This window comes from Collinsella sp. AM16-21 (genome assembly GCF_003471905.1).
GTDB lineage: Bacteria > Actinomycetota > Coriobacteriia > Coriobacteriales > Coriobacteriaceae > Collinsella.
Genome location: NZ_QRKJ01000015.1, coordinates 37,515 through 57,014, shown reverse-complemented (window position 1 = coordinate 57,014; position 19,500 = coordinate 37,515). Strand labels below are relative to the sequence as shown.

Sequence of the window (19,500 nt, the reverse complement as noted above, 5' to 3'; positions counted from 1 at the left end):
CCGATGCAGCGCTAATGCCAGCGAGCGAGCCGCATTTGCGCCAAGGTGACGTGAAATGAAAGGGCGCTGACCTTCTGGTCGCGCCCTTGAAATTGAACGTCAGATTGGCGTGAATGCGGCTCGCGCAGCGTCGGCCGGTCCGCCGTTCGGTAGAACGGCGGAACAAAATGCTTTAGTGGGCTGGATTGCGGTGCAACGCTGGTTGTTGCTACAGTAGCGGGGCGTGCCGGGGGTCCGGCGCGTCCCGTTTTTATTTGACCATGAGGCGGCACGCAGCCATACGCGTGCGGACACCACGCCCAGATTGAGTGCGAGGATGTTCCATGGCCCAATACGCTGCCAACGAAATCGAAAACATGCCCGATAGCCCTGTAGCCCGTGAGGATTTGGGCGCGGGTGGTATTCCCCGGGGTGCCGGCGCACGCTCGCCGTTGTTCTGGAAAGTTCTACTGCTTTCGGTGGCGATTATCTGGGGCTACTCCTTTACCACTATGAAGGACGCACTCGACACCATTCCGGTGTTCGAGCTGGTCTATGTTCGCTTTCTCCCGGCATCACTGGTTATGTTTGCAATTTTCCATAAGCGCATCATCGCTCATTTCAATGCCCGCAACCTGATCGTCGGGCTTGGCATGGGCGCGCTCATGTGGGGTGCCTACGGTTTGCAGACGATCGGCCTGGCACAGACCACGGCGGGCAAGAGCGCTTTTTTGACCGGCACGTATTGCATCCTTGTGCCGTTTGCAAGCTATGTCCTGAGCGGTGAAAAGCTTACCCGGTATAACCTGGGTGCAGCGTTGTTGTGCCTGGCGGGTATTGGCCTGGTAGCGCTCGATAGCGTCGAGTTCAATGCCGGCGATGTTATTACCTTGGGCGGCGCGATCTTCTTCGCCATCCAGATGGCGGTGACTGCCAAGTACGGTCGCAAGATGGACATCAACGTCATCACGTTTTGGATGTTTGTGGGCAATGGCGTTTTGAGTTTAATCACGTCGCTGCTATTCGAGACTCAGGCGCCCCTCTCTGCATGGACGCCGGAGTTTATCGGTGTGGCTGTTTTCCTCTCGGTGGGCTGCACATGCGCGGCGCTGCTCGTCCAAAACGTCGGTTTGGCGCATGTCCCCGCCTCGACGGGCTCACTGCTTCTTTCGATGGAGTCGCCTTCGGGCGTGTTGTTTTCGGTGCTGCTGATGGGGGAGGCGCTCACCTCGCGCCTGCTCGCCGGCTTCGTACTTATCTTCCTGTCGATTATCTTGAGCGAGACTCACTTCGATTTTTTGCGCAAAAAGCCGCGCCCGCAATTGTAAACAACTTGTTGCGCCGCCCTCTCGGGGCGGCATTTTTTATGCGTCGCCCTTAAAGTTGTACCTTGCACTTTACGCTATCAAAGTGCTTGCTGCAAAAACGTTACTGGAGGGCATTTATGGCACCAGCTCTGTCCGATCTTCAACCGCAATCAGCGCCCAAGGCCACCGCAGCGGCGCAGGCCGCTATCGGTGACGGTCTCGTTGCAGAAGCTCAGGCTTTTGCAGACGAGCTCGCTGTGTGGCGACACGATTTACACCAGATGCCCGAGCTGGGTAATAGCCTCCCGCAGACCTCTGCGTATATTCAAGCGCGCCTGACCGAGATGGAAATCCCATTTGCCACGCTCGTCGATGGTTCCTGTGTTGTGGGCCTTGTCGGCGCCGGTGCCGCCGCGGCCCAGGGCAATGGCGTCTGCACGGACGAACAGGCCGGTACGGTCATCATGCTTCGCGGCGACATGGATGCCCTGCCCGTTGTCGAGGAATCGGGCGAGCCTTTCGCTTCCACCAACGGCTGCATGCACGCTTGTGGCCACGATATGCATGCGACGGCGCTGCTCGGCGCGGCCCGTTTGCTCAAGGCCCGCGAGTCCGAGCTTGTCGACGCTAACGCCACAGTTAAGTTGCTGTTCCAGCCGGGCGAGGAAACCTTTGAGGGTGCCCGCGCCGCCATCGCCGACGGTCTGCTGCAGAACCCGCGTCCCCAGGCCGCCTTTGCCATGCATGTCAATAGCCAGTCGCCGCTTGGCCTGGTGCTCTATGGGAGTCCGGCGCTCTCGGGCGTGTACGGTTTCCGCATCACGCTGCAGGGCAAGGGTGGCCATGGCTCGAGCCCCGAGATCTGCATCGACCCCATCACGGCCGGCGTGCATGTGCACCTGGCGCTTCAGGAGCTTATCTCTCGCGAGGTGCCGGCGGCCAAGGAGGTCGCGCTTACCGTGGGTAAGTTCGCTGGCGGTTTGGCGGCCAACGTCATCCCCGACACCTGCGTGCTCGAGGGAACGTTGCGCGGCTTCGATGTCGAGCTCATGGCTCACCTTAAGACCCGCATCGCGGAGGTCGTCAACGGCGTTGCCGCAACATATCGTACGCCGGCAACCATCGAGACGCTTTCGGACGTTCCGCCGCTGGTACTCGACGACGGCATGACGCAGGCGTCGCTTGGCTACGTGGGCGCGGTGCTGCCCAAGTCCGCCTTCCTGCCGCTGTTCCACGCCATGGCGAGCGAGGACTTCGCGTTGATCTCGAGCGAGATCCCGAGTGCGTACTTTACCGTGGGCGCTGCCGTGACTGATACGGACGAGCATTTTGCTCAGCATCATCCCAAGGCACGTTTTAGCGATGCCGAGCTTCCCCTTGGCGCCGCGGCTTATGCCGCCGTCGCTTTGGGCTACATCGCCGACCACCGGTAGCACCCAATCTTGCTACTCGTTTGTTTAAAAAAGGAACAGCATGTCTCAGCAACGTAAGCTCTTCCCCGGCTGGCTCGTGGTGGCCTCTGGCTTCGTGATCATGGCCACGTGCTACACGATTTTCGTCAACTGCATGAGCCTGTTCCAGCCGTTGATCGTCAGCGACCTGGGCATTTCCCTTGCGCAGTACACCATCTCCAACGCCCACGATCGCTGCGTCTAAGCAGTTTGGCATTGCCGACCTCGGTAAGGTCACGGGCACCATTACCTCGCTCGAGATGGTCGGCGGCACCGTGGGCGCCATCGTCTCGGGCGTGCTGTTCGATGCCACGGGCTCCTTTGCGAGCATCTGGATTGTGTGCCTGGCGTGCTCCGTGGTCATGCTGGCGTTCTTGCTGGCGTCTGAGCCCATCGCCGCCAAGCTGCGCGCGAGCGTGGCGGGGGAGTAGACGTCAGTCGCTCTTTTCTGTTTGCCCCGTTCTGTTCGTGGCCGCCCTGGAAGCCGAATGGATGCTCGTACCATCATTCGGTTTCCAAGGCGGCCACGGGCCTACGAAATGATCCGTTTTCCTCCGTCCCCAGCAGATCATGTGACCCAAAGGGGTCGGAGGAAAGCGGATCGGCTGCCGCGGCGGCGCATCTGGCCGAACGAGCCCCCATACCCTCGTTCGGTCAGATGCACCGCCGCGGTTTGTGTTTGTGCCGTATAATGTCCACTATCTATGACGCGATACAAAAGAAAGGTGTTTGCCCATGCAGGCACAGAAGGCGGAGGGAACCCGCGACCTTATCGGCGCCGAGATGCGCGCTTGGCAAAAGATGCAGCAGATTGCGGCCGGCGTATTCGAGCCGTTTGGCTTTAAGCCCATCGAGACGCCCGCGATCGAGCAGGTGGACGTCTTTGTCCACGGCATCGGCCAGTCGACCGACGTCGTGCGCAAGGAGATGTTCCGCGTCTTTAGCGGCGCCAACCTGGAGCGCGTCTTTGCTGAGGGCACCGATAGCAAGCTCAAGCCCAAGCAGCGCCTGGCGCTTCGTCCCGAGGGCACGGCCGGTGTGGTGCGCGCAATCGTGGAGAACAACCTGGTGCCCCAGGGCTCCACGCCGTTTAAGGCTTATTATGCCGAGGCCATGTTCCGTGGCGAGCGTCCCCAGAAGGGTCGCCTGCGCCAGTTCCACCAGGTGGGCATCGAGTGGCTCGGCGCTCCCGATCCGGCAGCAGACGCCGAGTGCATCATCATGCTCATGGAGTTCTACAAGCGCCTTGGTTTCGATCTTTCCAAGCTCCGTCTGCTCATTAACTCGATGGGCGATGCCCAATGCCGTCCGGCCTATCGCGAGCAGGTCAAGCAGTTTATCCTCGATCACGCCGACGAGATGTGCGACGAGTGCCGCGAGCGCGCCGAGCTCAATCCGCTGCGTGCCTTCGACTGCAAGAACGACCACTGCCGCGAAATCATGGCCGACGCACCGCTGATGGGCGACAACCTGTGCGATGAGTGCCGCGAGCACTACGAGCAGGTCAAGCGCTATTTGGATGCGGCGGGTATCGAGTATGTCGAGGATCCCACCTTGGTGCGTGGCTTGGACTACTACACCCGTACCGTCTTTGAGGTCGAGGCTCCCGGCGCCGGCGTCGGCTCCATCGGCGGCGGCGGCCGCTACGATGGCCTGGTCGAGCTCGAGGGTGGCAAGCCCACGGCGGGCGTCGGCTTCGCTGTCGGTTTTGAGCGCGCCCTGCTGGCCCTGCAGGCCTTTGGCAGCGATCTGGGTGCCGAGGAGGCCCCGTGCGTCTATGTCGCCAACGCCGGCAAGGAGCTGCGCCAGAACGTCTTTGCCATTACGCAGGAGCTTCGCGCCGCAGGTATCGTGACCGAGGCCGACTATCAGGGCCGTTCGCTCAAAGCTCAGTTTAAGCAGGCTGATAAGGTGGGCGCCAAGCTCATCCTGGTCCTGGGCGGCGACGAGCTTGCCGCCGGCAAGGTCAAGGTGCGCGACATGGAGAGCCACGAAGAGGTCCTTGCCGAGCTGGCCAACGTCGTCGAGGCGGTTCGTGAGCGCCTGTAGCGCATCTTTTTGAGCTGCGGACCCGCTTGAGTGTCTCGTCCATTGCGAGCGATTGTTACGGGGGTGTTTCGCATTTATGCGGAATGCCCCCGTTTGTGTATGCCGTCCACCGAGAAATACGACCATTTAGAGCAAAAACCCTTGCAATGCAGAAAATACTTTTGTGTGGTAAAGCGCAATCAGTGTCGAAAGTATTTCGCAAGCGCCTATAATGAATACCGCATGTTACGTGCATAGAAGGAGGAATGGGAGGAAACGTGGCTGAGAACCTAAGCAACCAGTCTGTACCCGAAGCCGCGGCGCGCGTCGCTGCCGTGGTCAACCGCCTCGTTAACCGAATCGGCTCGAATGCCGAGTCCAGGGAGCGTCTCGCCGAGATCGAGATCCCCGAGGAGCTGCGCGACAATCTGGCGCTGTTCCTGCGCCTGGAGCGTCGTGTGCTTAGCGAGTATGATCCTGAGATCGCGGACCTGTTCGACAAGATCCTGTCGGCCGAGATTGTGGCCAATGCCGGCAACCCCGGTACCCGCGCTGCCGACGAGGCCGTCGACGAGCAGGGCGTGCCCACCGCCGACGAGCCCACCGCCGTGGCATTCCGTGAGGTCGTCGATCTTATCGACAGTCTGCCGCTCGATAAGCAGCAGGTCATCGTTCGCGCCTTTACGAGCTTCTTCCACCTGGCAAACCTGTCGGAGGAGAACTACCGTGTGGCGCAGCTGCGCGAGCGCGAGGCCGGCGCATCGACCGATACCGAGGTCGATCCCGCCAACGAGCTCACCGTCGCCTATCACCGGTTGGTAAACGAGATGGGTGTCGAGGGCGCCAACGAGCTGCTCGGCAAGCTCGAGTTCCACCCTGTCTTTACCGCACATCCCACCGAGGCCCGTCGCAAGGCCGTCGAGGGCAAGATTCGCCGTATCTCCAATCTGCTGGAGGAGCGTCCGCGTCTGGGCGGCTCCGACCTGGTGGAGAACGAGCGCCATATGCTGCAGGAGATCGACGCCCTGGTGCGTACGAGCCCCATCGCGCTCAAGAAGCCCACGCCGGTCGAGGAAGCCGATACCATCATCGACATCTTCGATAACACGCTGTTCGACGTCATCCCCGTCATCTATCGTCGCTTTGACGACTGGGTGCTGGGCGACAAGGCCGGTACCGTGCCGCCGCTGTGCCCGGCGTTCTTCCATCCCGGCAGCTGGATCGGTTCCGACCGCGACGGTAACCCCAACGTCACCGCCAAGGTGAGCCGTGAGGTCGCCGCCAAGTACTTCACTCACATGGTGCTCAAGCTCGAGGACAAGTGCCGCCGCATCGGCCGCAACCTCACGCTCGAGGCCACCTACAGCAAGCCTTCTGCCGAGCTCATCAACCTGTGGAACCATCAGGTCGAGATGAGCACCCAGTACACGGCCCGCGCCGAGCTGATCTCCGAGCACGAGCCGCATCGCGCCGTCATGCTCGTCATGGCCGATCGTCTGAACGCCACCGTGCGTCGCATCACCGACACCATGTACCACAGCGCCGATGAGTTCCTGGATGACCTGCGCGTCGTCCAGCGCTCGCTGGCCGCTTGCGGTGCCGTCCGTGCTGCCTACGGCCCGGTCCAGACCATCATCTGGCAGGTCGAGTCCTTCGGCTTCCATATGGTCGAGATGGAGTTCCGTCAGCACTCCGTGGTGCACGCCCGCGCCCTCAAGGATATCCACGAGAACGGTATCCACGGCGATCTGCAGCCCATGACGCGCGAGGTCATCGATACCTTCCGTGCTATCGGCTCCATCCAAAAGCGCTACGGCAAGAAGATGGCGCACCGCTACATCATCTCGTTCACCAAGAGCGCCCAGCATGTGGCCGACGTCTTTGAGCTTGCCCACCTGTCCTTTGCACACGAGGAGGATGTCCCCGAGCTCGACGTGATCCCGCTGTTCGAGCAGCTCGAGGACCTCGAGGGCTGCGTCGACGTGCTCGACCAGATGCTTACGCTGCCCGTGGTGCAAAAGCGCCTTGCCCAGACCAACCGCCGCATGGAGGTCATGCTGGGCTATTCCGACTCCTCCAAGGATGCCGGTCCTACCACGGCCATGCTCGCGCTGCACTCCGCGCAGGAGCGCATTGCCAAGTGGGCCGAGAAGAACGATATCGACCTGGTGCTCATGCACGGTCGCGGCGGTGCCGTGGGCCGTGGCGGCGGTCCGGCCAACAAGGCCGTGCTGGCGCAGCCCAAGGGTTCGGTCAACTGCTTCTTTAAGCTCACCGAGCAGGGCGAGGTCATCTTTGCCCGTTACGGCAACCGCACGCTGGCTCAGCGCCATGTTGAGTCCGTTGCCGCCGCAACGCTTTTGCAGTCGGCCCCGAGCGTCGAGAAGACCAACACCGAGACCACGCAGAAGTTTTGGGATATGGCGGAGAAGCTCAACGCAGTAAGCCATGAGCGCTATCTGGACCTGCTGAATACCGAGGACTTTACACCGTGGTTCTCGACCGTGACGCCGCTGACCGAGGTCGGTCTGCTGCCGATCGGCTCGCGTCCCGCCAAGCGCGGTCTGGGTGCCAAGTCGCTCGACGACCTGCGTACCATTCCGTGGATCTTCAGCTGGAGCCAGGCGCGCATTAACCTGGCCGCTTGGTACGGCCTGGGCACCGCCTGCGAGCAGCTGGGCGATCTTGACCAGCTCAAGGCTGCCTACCAGGAGTGGCCGTTCTTCCGCACGTTCATCGACAACATCGAGATGTCGATCGCTAAGACCGATCAGCGCATCGCCAAGATGTACCTGCACCTGGGCGATCGCCAGGATCTGTCCGAGAAGGTCTTCACCGAGATGCAGCTTACCCGTAAGTGGGTCCTTGCCATCGTCGGTGACGAGTGGCCGCTGCAGCGTCGCCGCGTGCTTGGCTGCGCCGTTCGTGTGCGCAACCCCTACGTCGACGCCCTGTCCATCGCTCAGGTCCGCGCCCTTCGCGAGGTGCGTATGAACCAGGACGAGATGGCGGAGGAGAAGAAGGCCGAGTACATGAGCCTGATTCTTTCGACTGTGACCGGCGTCTCGGCAGGATTGCAGAACACGGGGTAATCGATAGCCCTGTAGTCGCTGTCCGGGGCCGCCGTATGTTTACTTTCCGGCGCGTCCTCGGACATGCAAGAAGCCCTCGCTGCGCACTTCGTGCGGCGAGGGCTTCTTGCGTCCTGTGGAGTGCGCCGGAAAGTAAACATATGGCGGCCCCTGCGATGTCCGGTCTTCGGAGGATTACTGGCTGGGGAAAAGATGGCGCGCTTCGCGCACTTTGATGGGGCTTCGTGCTGCGGAATGCATTCAGAGGGAAACCCGTCGGGTCCCTTCGTCCTCGGTCTTCTGGGATTAAAGCTGAAGGGAATAAGGCGCGCTTCGCGCCTCGCGTCTTATCGATCGGGATTGAGATGCATGTGGCGCTTCTTGACTTACGACTGTAGCGGCTGCGGTCCCGTTTGGGATCACGGCCGTTTTGTTGTGGGTCAAATATGAACGTTGTGTTAATGAGTCGGTGGACGGTGGAGTTTTTCGGTGAGCGGCGTATCCTTCCAACGGTTTATCTAGTGTGTCAGTTGAAAGGAAGAGGGCGCTCGTCATTGTTTGAATGTGAACTGCCGTTTGACCACAAGACGTTGCATCTGGAGCTCGAGGATAAGAACTTCGCGGGTGTGATGGAAGGTCATCAAAACGAGTTTAAGACTACAAAATCTCAGGAAGAGCTGGTAGAGGAGTCACTTGCCAACCCTTATGGCTCGCCTTCGCTCGAGGAGCTTTGTGCTGGCAAGAAGGATATCGTTATCATTAGCTCCGACCATACGCGTCCCGTTCCCTCGCGTGTGACGATGCCTATTCTGCTGCATCACATCCACGCTGCCGCTCCCGAGGCACGTGTGCGCATCCTGGTCGCGACCGGCATGCATCGCCCCTCGACGCACGAGGAACTCGTTAACAAGTACGGCGAGGAGATCGTCGCTAACGAGGAGATCGTCATGCATGTCGCGACCGACGACAGCATGATGAAAAAGATCGGTACCCTGCCTTCTGGTGGCGAGTGCATCATCAACAAGATTGCTGCCGATTGCGATCTGCTGCTTGCCGAGGGCTTCATTGAGCCGCATTTCTTTGCCGGTTTCTCTGGTAGCCGCAAGTCCGTCCTGCCCGGCATCGCCAGCTACAAGACCATCATGTACAACCACAACGGTCAGTTTGTGAACGATTCCCACTCGCGTGCCGGCAACCTGTGCCACAACCACGTGAGCGAGGATATGTTTGCCGCTGCCGAGATGGCTCACCTTGCCTTTGTGCTCAACGTGGTGCTCAACGGCAAGCACGAGGTCATTGGCTCCTTTGCCGGCGACATCCACAAGGCGCACGAGGCCGGCTGCGACTTCGTGAAGAGCCTTGCCGGCGTTGAGCCCGTCGAGTGCGAGATTGCCATCACTACCAACGGTGGTTACCCGCTCGACCAGAACATCTATCAGGCCGTGAAGGGCATGTGCGCTGCCGAGGCCACGCTTCCCGAGGGCGGTGTGATCATCGATGTCGCCGGTTGTGCCGACGGTCACGGTGGCGAGGGCTTCTATCACAACATCGCCGACAACGATCCGGCAGAGTTTGAGCGCGCCTGCATCGACCGTCCCAAGGACGAGACCCTGCCCGACCAGTGGACGAGCCAGATCTTTGCCCGCATCCTGGCGCATCACCCCGTGATCATGGTCACCGACCTGTGCGATCACCAGATGCTCAAGGATATGCACATGACGCCGGTCAACACTATCGAGGAGGCGCTCAAGCTCGCCTTTGAGATGAAGGGTGCCGATGCCAAGGTTGCCGTCATTCCCGATGGCCTGGGCGTTGTCGTCGCGCAGCACTAGTGCGTGGCCCAAACGAATCGTTTATAACCGACAAGAAAGATAAGGTTTTATGCTTACCAAACTCCTCTGCGAATTCGGCGCGACGGCCCTCATGATCGTCTTTGGCGTGGGCGTGCACTGCGATACCGTGCTCAAGGGCACCAAGTATCAGGGCTCTGGTCATATGTTTGCCATCACCACCTGGTCTTTTGGTATCTCGGCCTGCCTGTTTATCTTTGGCGGCGCCGTGTGCATGAACCCCGCCATGGTGCTTGCCCAGTGCATCGTCGGCCTGGTGCCGTGGGGCAACTGCATCCCCTTCATGCTTGCCGATATGCTCGGCGGCTTTGTGGGTGCCGTGATCGCTTGGTTTATGTATGCCGATGAGTTCAAGGCTTCCGAGGGCGTCGTCGACCCCATTGCCCAGCGCAACATCTTCTCGACCAACCCCACCACCGAGGGTACGAACTATGCCCGCAACTTCTTCTGCGAGGCCATCTGCACCTTCGTGTTCATTAGCGCCATCCTTGCTGCTGCTAGCCGTGCTGGCGAGAACGTTTTGATGCTCGCCATCTGCGTCGGCCTGATTGTCTGGGCCGTTGGCATGGGCATGGGCGGCATCACCGGCTTCGCCATGAACCAGGCACGCGACCTTGGTCCCCGCATGGCCTATCAGGTGCTACCGATCAAGAACAAGGCTGACAACAACTGGAAGTACGGTCTGCTTGTTCCTGGTATCGCTCCGTTTGTCGGTGCCATTGTGGCTGCGCTGTTTGTGCATGGTTTCTTGGGCATGTTTTAGTCCAAGGCTACATAGGTTGTCCGCCGTCCGCATGGGGTAACTTCCCAGCGCGTCCTCGGACATGAAAGAACCCCCGCTGCGCACTTCGTGCGGCGGGGGTTCTTTCGTCCTGCGGAATGCGCTGGGAAGTTACCCCATGCGGACAGCTGCGGGATCTTAGTCGCGTTGGAACAAGCAACCCAACATATAAATCTGAATTTGGATGGGAGGGGCTTGTTGCTGGTAGGGGCGTTGAAGCGCGAGTGACACTTTGGGATGCGTGGCGGCTTGGGTTGGGGCGATGCTTTGGGATGGGCTTCTTACTTAGCTGAAGAGAGGCTTAATGGCTGATAGGTAGTCTTTGGCTACTTCGGCTTTGTCTGCTTGGAAGTTGTGCCAGGCCCACCATTGGACCATTCCTACGAAGCTTGAGGCTATGTGGTGTAGTAGGAAGCTTCGGTCCATGGTGGCGGCGGGGCCGTTTGGGTCGGTGGGGACGGTTTCGGCTGCTCGTGACATGATGGTCTTGCGTAAGCAGTCGGCGAAGACGCGTGAGCCGGCGCCGGCTACGAGGGCTCGTACGCCCTGGCGGCGTTCCCAGAGGTTGTTGAGGATATGCTCGACTTGTACGAGCGGATCATCGAGCGGTGTGCCATCGTCGTCGAGGGCGTGGGTGCAGATGTCGCTCACGAGCTCGGACAGTAGGTCATCTTTGCTCTTGAAGAGGCCGTAGAACGTGGCCCGACCCACATGGGCGCGAGCGATGATGTCGCCGACGGTGATCTTGCCGTAGTCCTCCTCGCGAAGGAGCTCGGAGAATGCTGCAACGATGGCGGCGCGGCTTTTTTCCTTGCGGGCATCCATGGCTATGCGTCCGCGTGAACGAGCAGGCAGCGGAGCGTGCCGGAGCAGCCCTCGTAAGGGCGCTTGCCGGCGCCGTAGCCGACGGCCTCGATGTGGTAACGGACCGGCAGGTGCTCGGACGTGCGCAGTGCGGCGACGACGGCAGCGCCCGTGGGCGTCACGAGCTCACCAGCGACCGGTGCAGGCGTGAGGGCGATATTGCCCGCCTGACACAGGTTGACGACAGCGGGGACGGGAATGGGCATAAGGCCGTGGGCGCAACGGATGGTTCCGTGGCCCTCGGAGAGCGACTCGACCACGATATCCTCAATACCCAGATCGTCGAGGCAGATGGCAACGGAGCAGACGTCGACGACGGAGTCGACGGCGCCCACCTCATGAAACAGGACGGTGTCGGGCGTTTTGCCGTGAGCCTTTGCCTCGGCATCAGCGAGTACGGAAAAAATGGCGAGGGCGCGACGCTTGGCGCCATCGCTTAGCTGCGAGCCATCGATGATGGCGGTGACGTCCGCCAAAGAACGGTGGTGATGGCCGTGGGCGTGATGGTGACCCTCGTGGCCATGACCGTGGGCCTCATGGTCATGCTCGTGGCAGTGCTCGTGCTCGTGCTCGCCATGATCATGATGGTGGTGCTCATGCTCGTGTGTGTGCTCGGCAGCCGCTTTGTTGCCGTAGAGCCAGGCCATATCGTGATCGTGGTTCTCGAGTTCCTCTGCAAGCTGGACGTCAAAGTCGCAGGCGTCGATGCCATGCTTGCTTACGCGTGTGACGGCGATCGTAAAGCCGTCGACCGGCAGCGTGGCGAGCTGCTCGCGCAGGTGCTCCTCGCTGGCGCCTAGGTCGAGCAGGGCCGCGACGGTCATATCGCCGCTGATGCCCGAGGTGCCGTCGATGATAAGCGTGTGCTGATGATTGGACATGGAATGCTCCTTAACGGGCGCAGGGCGTGCCGGCGCCCAGATGATTGATAAGACTTGCCTGGTAGGCGGCACCAAAGCCGTTGTCGATGTTGACGACCGAAACGCCGCTGGCGCAGGAGTTGAGCATGGCGAGCAGCGCGGCTACGCCACCAAAGCTCGCGCCGTAACCCACGCTGGTGGGAACGGCTATGACCGGACAGCTTACCAGGCCGCCGACAACGCTCGCCAGTGCGCCCTCCATGCCGGCGATGGCGATGACCACCTGCGCCTGAGCAAGCTCCTCGGCATGCGCGAGTAGGCGGTGCAGGCCGGCGACACCTACGTCGTAGAGGCGGTCGACCTCGTTGCCATAGAACTCGGCCGTCAACGCGGCTTCTTCGGCGACGGGCAGGTCGCTCGTGCCGGCGCAGGCGACGACGATGCGTCCGTTGCCGGTGGGGGAGGGCTTGCCGCCCACGAGGGCGAGCTGGGCGTCCGGGACATATCCCAGGTCGATGCCGTTGCCGAGAAGCTCAGCGGTGCGCGCGGCTTTTTCGGCATCCAAGCGCGTGACCAGGATGCGCTCCTGGCCGGCATCGCGCAGTGCTTCGATAATGGCGGCAATCTGATCGGCGGTTTTACCGGCCCCGTAGACAACCTCGCCGGCTCCCTGGCGCACCCCGCGCGAAAGATCGAGCTGCGCAAAGCCCAAATCGGCGGTCGGAGCCGTCTGGATGCGCGTGAGGGCGTCGGCAGGGGTGACTGCTCCGCCGGCAACATCGCTCAGCAATTGCTCAAGATCTCGCTTATCCATATATGTTCCCTTCGACGGCGCAAAGTCTAGCACTCAAAGGGTATGTTTCCGAACACTAAGACAAAATTGTTCGGAAACTATAGGACAGACTGATTCACTTGTTAGATGGATTGACTAGTCGCGCAGGATGATGTCCATGGCGAGCATCAGGTTGCGTTCGTCGATGGCAAACGGGGCCGCCTCGCGCGTCTTGGGCTTGGCGCAAAACGCGATGCCCGTGCCCGCGGCCTGAATCATGGGGATGTCGTTGGCGCCGTCGCCGATCGCGACCGTGTGGGCCATATCGACGCCGCACTCAACTGCCCAATCTAGCAGCTGGATGAGCTTGGACTCCTTGGTCACGATGTCGGCCGCCAGCTTGCCGGTGAGCTTGCCGTCCACGACTTCCAGGCGGTTGGCCAGGCAAAAATCGATGCCCGCGGCGGCCACGATCTTGTCGGCGACCTCGTGAAAGCCGCCGCTTACCACGCCGACCTTCCAGCCCTTGCTGTGCGCTGAGCGCACAAGCTCCAACGCGCCGGGGGTAAATGTCACGCGCTCAAAGGTGCGCTCGAACACGCTCTCGTCCAGGCCGGCGAGCAGCCCCACGCGCTCCTCGAGCGCCTGCTTAAAGTCAAGCTCGCCGCGCATGGCGCGTTCGGTGATCTGTGCCACCTGCTCGCCCACGCCGGCCTCTTCGCCCAACAGGTCGATGACCTCCTGGTTGATGAGCGTGGAGTCGATATCCATAACGATGAGGCGTGCAGTCATGGCGGGCCTTTCCGAGTGCTGTTTTATTGGGGCATATTGTCGCACGTGACGAGTGCGGGCGGGTGCCGCGGCGTGTCAATTGTTTCGTCTCCGTCAAGTCTTTGGGCAAGAGCTACTTTTTCGCGGCACATCGACACAGGTGCGATAAGATAGAACGCCATGTCTGGCTGCGCGGTTTACGCAGGCCAGGCAAATCTGTACGACGCCGCCCGGAACGACACGGGGCGGCACAGATCCATAAAGGAGGATCACTGGTATGAGCCAGACCCGTCCCATCGACGAGCATTCCATGCACACCCGTACCTGCGGCGAGCTTCGCCGCGAGAACGTGGGCGAAGAGGTCACCCTCACCGGTTGGGTGAGCCGTCGCCGCGACCACGGCGGCCTTATCTTCTGCGACCTTCGCGACCGCGAGGGCATCACGCAGCTCACCTTCGACCCCGAGCACTCCGACGGCGACGCCTTTAAGATCGCCGAGACCATGCGTCCCGAGTGGCCCATCAAGATTCACGGCGTCGTGCGCGCCCGTGGCGAGGAGACCACCAACACCAAGCTCGCGACCGGCGAGATCGAGGTCCTGACCGACCACGCCGAGGTGCTCAACACATCCGTCACCCCGCCGTTCCAGATTGAGGACGGCATCGAGACCAGCGAGGACACCCGTCTGCGCTATCGCTATCTGGACCTCCGTCGTCCCGAGATGATGGCCAACCTCAAGCTGCGCTCCGACTTTACCTTTGCCATTCGCGAGGCGCTGCACAACCGTGAGTTCATGGAGGTCGAGACGCCCTCCCTGTTCAAGTCCACGCCCGAGGGCGCCCGCGACTTCATCGTTCCCAGCCGCATCCAGCCGGGCAACTTCTACGCCCTGCCGCAGTCCCCTCAGCTCCTGAAGCAGCTGCTTATGGTCGGTGGCGTCGAGCGCTACTACCAGGTTGCCAAGTGCTTCCGCGACGAGGACTTGCGTGCCGACCGTCAGCCCGAGTTCACCCAGGTCGATATCGAGATGTCCTTCGTGGACCAGAACGACGTTATGAGCGCGCTCGAGGAGGTCCTGGCCGACGCCTTCGGCCGCATGGGTGTCGAGATGCCCACGCCGCTGCGCCGCATGGACTATTGGGAAGCCATGGACACCTATGGCTCTGACAAGCCCGATACCCGCTATGGCATGCACCTGGTCGACCTGACCGACATCTTTGCCAACTCCAAGTTCAAGGTCTTTGCGACTGCCGCAAACGAGGAGGGCTCCGTCGTCAAGGCCATCAACGCCAAGGGCGCCGGTGCCTGGGCTCGCGCCAAGATCGATAAGCTCGCCGGTGTGGCCTCCACGTTTGGCGCCAAGGGCCTGGCCTGGATCGCATTCCGCGAGGACGGCTCCATCAACAGCCCCATCGTCAAGTTCTTCTCGGACGAGGAGATGGCGGCTCTGCGCGAGCGCATGGGCGTCGAGCCCGGCGACCTTGTGATGTTCGCCGCCGGTCCGCGCCTGCTCTCCGACGAGATCCTGGGCGGCATGCGTTCCCACATGGCCAATGCGCTCGAGATCAAGCGCGAGGGCCACGACTTCCTGTGGGTCGTCAACTTCCCGCTGTTCCACTGGGACGAGGATCGCAAGGCTTACGCTGCCGAGCACCAGCCCTTCACCCTGCCGACCGAGACCGACATCGCCAAGATCGAGGCCGACCCGCTGGCAGCCGGTTCGTGCACCTACGACTTTGTCATGGACGGCTTTGAGGCCGGCGGCGGCGGTATGCGTATCCACAACGCCGAGATGCAGATGTCCATGCTCAAGCTCCTGGGCTTTACCGAGGAGCGCGCCGAGTCGCAGTTTGGCTTCCTCATGGAGGCGCTCAAGTTTGGTGCACCCCCGATGGGCGGTTTCGCTCTGGGTCTGGATCGCGTGTGCATGCTGCTCACCGGTTCCGACTCCATCCGCGACGTCATGGCGTTCCCCAAGACGGCCAGCGGCTCCGACCTTATGTCGGGCGCTCCGAGTGCCGTTTCCGGCGCCCAGCTCAAGGATGTCAGCCTGCGCCTGATGTAAGCGAGCGGCTACATATTGCCCGCAACGAGGGAAGGACGCGTGCCTTCCCTCGTTTTTTGTGGGACGGGGGTGCGCCGGTAACGTACAATAACTACCACGTGGCTGGGTTTGCCGGCCGAATGTGCGATGCCGCGGGAGGGGACATGGTCGAGTTTACAAAGACGATTAAAGATCCGTTGGGATTGCATGCCCGCCCGGTTGCGCTGCTCTATGACATTATTGCCAAGCATCGTAGCGACGTATCGGTCAGCATCGGCGATCGCCATACCGACGGCCGCGATGTGATGGGGCTCATGGCTCTCTACGGCGAATGTGGCGAAGACATCGTGTTCCGCGTTTCGGGCGTGGATGAGGCCTCCTGCGTCACATCGATCAGAAACCTCTCGCTCTAACCTCAACAATGTGACAAGGGGACAGGCCCCTTTGTTGCATAAATTGGTATGACAAGGCACCGCAAAGAGATGGTCTTTGCGGTGCCTCTTTTGTTTCGTATAGGAAACTTTTTCGAAAACTGAATGGGGACCCTTCCAAAAAAGTTAACCACGTGCTAGTTTACTAAAGCGAACATAGACGTGGCTAACTTTTGCCATGTCGATGTTGAGGACGAACCGATGTTAGGAGCTCACTCATGTCTTGCGGACCGCAGATGCCGGCTATGCCGCTTTCGATGGTAAAGGCGGGCGAAACCGTGCGCGTGTCTCGTGTAAAGGGCAATGAGGACATGAAGCACCACCTCAAGGACCTCGGCTTTGTCGAGGGCAGCGAGATCCACGTGGTGAGCTCGAGTGGCGCCAATATCATCGTCACGGTGCTGGGTGCACGCTTTGGTATCGATTCCAAGGTTGCCATGCACATCATGACCGTCGGTTAGTTCGCAGCATTTCGCAAAAAGCTGAAAGGGGGACAAGTACATGAAGACGTTGGGTGACGTCAAGGTGGGCGAGAGCTCTACCATCGTCAAGCTTCACGGTGAGGGTGCACTGCGCCGTCACCTTATGGACCTGGGGCTCATCAAGGGCACGTCGTTTAAGGTCGTAAAGGTCGCACCGCTCGGAGATCCGGTCGAGATCAACGTGCGCGGCTACGAGCTTTCCATCCGCAAGGAGGAGGCTGCCGTCGTCGAGGTCCAGTAAGGGCCAGCGGCGAGTATTTCTGCAGATAAAGTTAGGTTTTTCTAACTTAATGCAGCAACTTTGAAGCACATTATCCAGCTCGCGCGGAGAAAGCAGCGCGGGCACACAAGGAAGAAGGATTGAATGGCGGACTCTCAGATCCATGTCGCGCTGGCGGGTAACCCCAACTGCGGCAAGACCACGCTTTTCAACCTGATCACCGGCGCCAACGGCTACGTTGGCAACTGGCCCGGCGTCACGGTTGAGAAAAAGGAAGCCAAGCTCCTGAGCGACAAGAACGTTACCATCACGGACCTCCCTGGCATCTACTCGCTTTCCCCCTACAGCCCCGAGGAGCAGTGCTCGCGCGATTACCTCATGAGCGGCGAGCCTGATGTCGTCGTCCAGGTGGTCGACGCTACCAACCTCGAGCGCAACCTGTACCTGGCGCTTCAGGTTATCGAGACCGGCCTGCCCGTGGTCGTTGCCCTCAACATGGCCGACTTGGTCGAGAAGAACGGCGACAAGATCGACACGGACAAGCTCTCCAAGAAGCTCGGCTGCCCGGTCATGATGATCTCCGCTCTTAAGAACAAGGGCATCACGGAGCTATTCGAGCAGGTCAAAAAGTCCGCTGCTTCCAAGGGCCAGGTGCCGAAGCACAAGTTCGATTCCTCCATTGAGGACGTTCTGGACCACATCGAGAACAATCTGCCGGCGAGCGTTCCCGCCAACAAGCGTCGCTACTACGCCGTCAAGCTGTTCGAGCGCGACGCGGACGCCTGCAAGCTCATCAACCTCACCAAGGAGAAGGCCGCTCGCGTCGAGCAGCTGGTCGCCCAGTGCGAGCAGGATTGCGACGACGACGCCGAGTCCATCATCACCGGCGAGCGCTACGGCGTGATTGCCCACATCATCGACGAGTGCCTCACTAAGGCTCCGGCAAAGATGAGCACCTCCGAGAAGATCGACCGCGTGGTTACCAACCGTATCCTGGGCCTGCCGATCTTTGTGGTCATCATGTTCTGTGTGTACTACATTGCCGTCTCTACCTTGGGCGGCACGGTGACTGACTTCACCAACGACCAACTCTTCGGCACCGACGGCTGGTACGTGCTCGGTCAGGGTCGCGACGCCTATGACGCAGCTGTTGAGGCTGCGGGCGACAATGCCGACTCGGTCGACCCGGCACAGTACGGCCCCTATGTCCCCGGCATCACCACCGTGGTGCACGACGCCCTTGTGGCGGGCGGTACCGAGGACGGTGGCCTGGTCGATTCGCTGGTCTGCGACGGCATCGTCGGCGGCCTGGGCGCTATCTTCGGCTTCGTCCCGCAGATGTTCCTGCTCTTTGTGATGCTGTCTTTCCTGGAGGACTGCGGCTACATGGCCCGCGTCGCCTTCATCATGGACCGCGTGTTCCGCCGGTTTGGCCTGTCCGGTAAGTCCTTCATCCCCATGCTCGTGTCCTCGGGCTGCGGTGTCCCCGGTGTCATGGCCACCAAGACCATCGAGAACGAGAAGGACCGCCGCATGACGGTCATGACCACCACGTTTATTCCCTGTGGCGCTAAGCTGCCGATCATCGCCCTGCTCATGGGTTCCATCATCGGCGATTCTTCTACCACTGCCGCATGGATCAGCCCGCTCTTCTACTTCCTGGGCGTCTTTGCCGTCATCGCCTCGGGCCTCATGCTCAAGAAGACCAAGCTCTTCGCCGGCCGTCCGACGCCGTTCGTTATGGAGCTTCCTGCCTACCACTTCCCGGCGATCCGCTCTTGGGCGCTGCATGTGTGGGAGCGCTGCTGGGCCTTTATCAAGAAGGCCGGCACGGTCATCTTTGCCTCCACTGTCGTGGTGTGGTTCCTGTCCAACTTTGGTAGCTACAACGGCACGTTTGGCTTCCTGCCTGCTATGGAGGGCATCCCCGAGGAGTTCATGGACTACTCCGTGCTTGCCATGCTGGGTAACCTGGTCGCCTGGATCTTCGCCCCGCTCGGCTTTAGCACCTGGCAGGCAACTGCGCTGACCGTCTCGGGCCTTGTCGCTAAGGAGAACGTCGTCGCCACCGCCGGTTCGCTGCTGTCCGTCGCCGACGCCGGCGAGACCGACCCGAGCCTGTGGACCGCGTTCGCCGGCATGTTCCCGACTATGGGCGCTTGCGTTGCCTTTGGTGCGTTCAACCTGCTGTGCGCTCCGTGCTTTGCCGCCATGGGCACTATCCGCAACCAGATGGATTCCGGCAAGTGGACCGCCATCGCGATCGGTTACGAGTGCGCCTTTGCTTGGGTCATTGGTCTGTTCATCAACCAGTTCTACAACCTGTTCGTTCTTGGACAGTTTGGTATCTGGACGGTTGTGGCCATCGTGCTGCTGGTTGCGATGCTCTTCCAGATCTTCCGTCCCATGCCTAAACATGCTTGGACCGACGAGGACGAGACCAACACTGCTTCCGCCGCAGTTTCCGCTTAAGTCCGAATAAGGATTAACCCCTTTCCATGAGCCCGGGTGTCCCAGCGACACTCGGGCTTTTTGGTGAGGGAGATGTGGCGTTTCCGCAGATAAAACCGACCAAAATATACCTGTCCC

General features: G+C 60.8%; 17 protein-coding genes. 13 read left to right on the top strand and 4 right to left on the bottom strand.

Translation table 11 applies throughout. From position 1 onward, the window contains the following. Positions 1–323 precede the first annotated feature (323 nt). The 8 genes from DW180_RS08490 to larD all read left to right on the top strand — a co-directional run bounded on the left by DW180_RS08490 (position 324) and on the right by larD (position 10,449). Positions 324–1,307 carry a DMT family transporter gene (locus DW180_RS08490; RefSeq protein ID WP_117765433.1) on the top strand — a complete coding sequence of 328 codons (984 nt, stop codon included), beginning with the start codon at positions 324–326 and terminating at the stop codon, positions 1,305–1,307. Between the two features lie 116 nt (positions 1,308–1,423). Then, on the top strand, positions 1,424–2,719 hold the full coding sequence (locus tag DW180_RS08485) for a M20 family metallopeptidase (RefSeq protein ID WP_118238397.1): 1,296 nt from the start codon (positions 1,424–1,426) through the stop codon (positions 2,717–2,719). A 40-nt stretch (positions 2,720–2,759) separates the two neighbouring features. Then, positions 2,760–2,942, top strand: coding sequence for a hypothetical protein (locus DW180_RS08480; RefSeq protein ID WP_117637367.1), 183 nt, complete (start codon positions 2,760–2,762; stop codon positions 2,940–2,942). Continuing rightward, complete coding sequence (locus DW180_RS08475; protein ID WP_199569960.1) at positions 2,899–3,168, top strand: hypothetical protein; 270 nt, start codon at positions 2,899–2,901, stop codon at positions 3,166–3,168. Before DW180_RS08480 ends, DW180_RS08475 begins: the two co-directional genes overlap by 44 nt. Before the next feature lie 304 nt (positions 3,169–3,472). After that, on the top strand, positions 3,473–4,786 hold the full coding sequence (gene hisS, locus DW180_RS08470) for a histidine--tRNA ligase (protein WP_118238396.1): 1,314 nt from the start codon (positions 3,473–3,475) through the stop codon (positions 4,784–4,786). A 257-nt stretch (positions 4,787–5,043) separates the two neighbouring features. Next, positions 5,044–7,857 (top strand): phosphoenolpyruvate carboxylase, encoded by a 2,814-nt coding sequence (locus DW180_RS08465; RefSeq protein ID WP_369831527.1) that lies wholly within the window; start codon positions 5,044–5,046, stop codon positions 7,855–7,857. A gap of 533 nt (positions 7,858–8,390) precedes the next feature. After that, a complete protein-coding gene (larA, locus tag DW180_RS08460; protein WP_118066398.1) occupies positions 8,391–9,668 on the top strand; it encodes a nickel-dependent lactate racemase in 1,278 nt (425 codons plus the stop codon). A 49-nt stretch (positions 9,669–9,717) separates the two neighbouring features. Beyond that, positions 9,718–10,449: a D/L-lactic acid transporter LarD gene (gene larD / locus DW180_RS08455; RefSeq protein WP_118238394.1), complete on the top strand. Its 732-nt coding sequence runs from the start codon at positions 9,718–9,720 to the stop codon at positions 10,447–10,449. A 303-nt stretch (positions 10,450–10,752) separates the two neighbouring features. On the opposite strand, the gene DW180_RS08450 is transcribed toward larD, so the two are convergent. From DW180_RS08450 to serB, 4 genes are all read right to left on the bottom strand, one after another. Continuing rightward, on the bottom strand, positions 10,753–11,292 hold the full coding sequence (locus tag DW180_RS08450; protein ID WP_118238393.1) for a TetR/AcrR family transcriptional regulator: 540 nt from the start codon (positions 11,290–11,292) through the stop codon (positions 10,753–10,755). 2 nt (positions 11,293–11,294) lie between these two features. Further along, positions 11,295–12,212, bottom strand: a complete 918-nt coding sequence (locus DW180_RS08445) for a LarC family nickel insertion protein (protein WP_117773177.1) — start codon at positions 12,210–12,212, stop codon at positions 11,295–11,297. 10 nt (positions 12,213–12,222) lie between these two features. Continuing rightward, complete coding sequence (gene larB, locus DW180_RS08440) at positions 12,223–13,005, bottom strand: nickel pincer cofactor biosynthesis protein LarB (protein WP_117773175.1); 783 nt, start codon at positions 13,003–13,005, stop codon at positions 12,223–12,225. A 114-nt stretch (positions 13,006–13,119) separates the two neighbouring features. Continuing rightward, on the bottom strand, positions 13,120–13,755 hold the full coding sequence (gene serB / locus DW180_RS08435; protein ID WP_117563673.1) for a phosphoserine phosphatase SerB: 636 nt from the start codon (positions 13,753–13,755) through the stop codon (positions 13,120–13,122). Positions 13,756–14,011: 256 nt separating this feature from the next. Here serB and aspS point away from each other — a divergent pair, with 256 nt between their 5' ends. From aspS to DW180_RS08410, 5 genes are all read left to right on the top strand, one after another. Continuing rightward, positions 14,012–15,799, top strand: a complete 1,788-nt coding sequence (aspS, locus tag DW180_RS08430; RefSeq protein ID WP_117817672.1) for an aspartate--tRNA ligase — start codon at positions 14,012–14,014, stop codon at positions 15,797–15,799. 143 nt (positions 15,800–15,942) lie between these two features. Then, positions 15,943–16,191 (top strand): HPr family phosphocarrier protein, encoded by a 249-nt coding sequence (locus tag DW180_RS08425; protein ID WP_035136856.1) that lies wholly within the window; start codon positions 15,943–15,945, stop codon positions 16,189–16,191. Between the two features lie 236 nt (positions 16,192–16,427). Beyond that, positions 16,428–16,670, top strand: a complete 243-nt coding sequence (locus tag DW180_RS08420; RefSeq protein WP_040358815.1) for a FeoA family protein — start codon at positions 16,428–16,430, stop codon at positions 16,668–16,670. A 40-nt stretch (positions 16,671–16,710) separates the two neighbouring features. Then, positions 16,711–16,932, top strand: a complete 222-nt coding sequence (locus DW180_RS08415) for a FeoA family protein (RefSeq protein ID WP_006234774.1) — start codon at positions 16,711–16,713, stop codon at positions 16,930–16,932. Between the two features lie 123 nt (positions 16,933–17,055). Then, complete coding sequence (locus DW180_RS08410; RefSeq protein ID WP_118238392.1) at positions 17,056–19,383, top strand: ferrous iron transporter B; 2,328 nt, start codon at positions 17,056–17,058, stop codon at positions 19,381–19,383. The last annotated feature ends 117 nt before the right edge of the window (positions 19,384–19,500 follow it).

Coding starts and splice junctions, on each gene's coding strand:
- DW180_RS08480 (WP_117637367.1), top strand. CDS start 2,760: ATGTCTCAGCAACGTAAGCTCTTCCCCGGCTGGCTCGTGGTGGCCTCT.
- DW180_RS08410 (WP_118238392.1), top strand. CDS start 17,056: ATGGCGGACTCTCAGATCCATGTCGCGCTGGCGGGTAACCCCAACTGC.
- hisS (WP_118238396.1), top strand. CDS start 3,473: ATGCAGGCACAGAAGGCGGAGGGAACCCGCGACCTTATCGGCGCCGAG.
- larB (WP_117773175.1), bottom strand. CDS start 13,005: ATGGATAAGCGAGATCTTGAGCAATTGCTGAGCGATGTTGCCGGCGGA.
- DW180_RS08445 (WP_117773177.1), bottom strand. CDS start 12,212: ATGTCCAATCATCAGCACACGCTTATCATCGACGGCACCTCGGGCATC.
- DW180_RS08420 (WP_040358815.1), top strand. CDS start 16,428: ATGTCTTGCGGACCGCAGATGCCGGCTATGCCGCTTTCGATGGTAAAG.
- serB (WP_117563673.1), bottom strand. CDS start 13,755: ATGACTGCACGCCTCATCGTTATGGATATCGACTCCACGCTCATCAAC.
- larD (WP_118238394.1), top strand. CDS start 9,718: ATGCTTACCAAACTCCTCTGCGAATTCGGCGCGACGGCCCTCATGATC.
- DW180_RS08490 (WP_117765433.1), top strand. CDS start 324: ATGGCCCAATACGCTGCCAACGAAATCGAAAACATGCCCGATAGCCCT.
- DW180_RS08425 (WP_035136856.1), top strand. CDS start 15,943: ATGGTCGAGTTTACAAAGACGATTAAAGATCCGTTGGGATTGCATGCC.
- DW180_RS08415 (WP_006234774.1), top strand. CDS start 16,711: ATGAAGACGTTGGGTGACGTCAAGGTGGGCGAGAGCTCTACCATCGTC.
- DW180_RS08485 (WP_118238397.1), top strand. CDS start 1,424: ATGGCACCAGCTCTGTCCGATCTTCAACCGCAATCAGCGCCCAAGGCC.
- aspS (WP_117817672.1), top strand. CDS start 14,012: ATGAGCCAGACCCGTCCCATCGACGAGCATTCCATGCACACCCGTACC.
- DW180_RS08450 (WP_118238393.1), bottom strand. CDS start 11,292: ATGGATGCCCGCAAGGAAAAAAGCCGCGCCGCCATCGTTGCAGCATTC.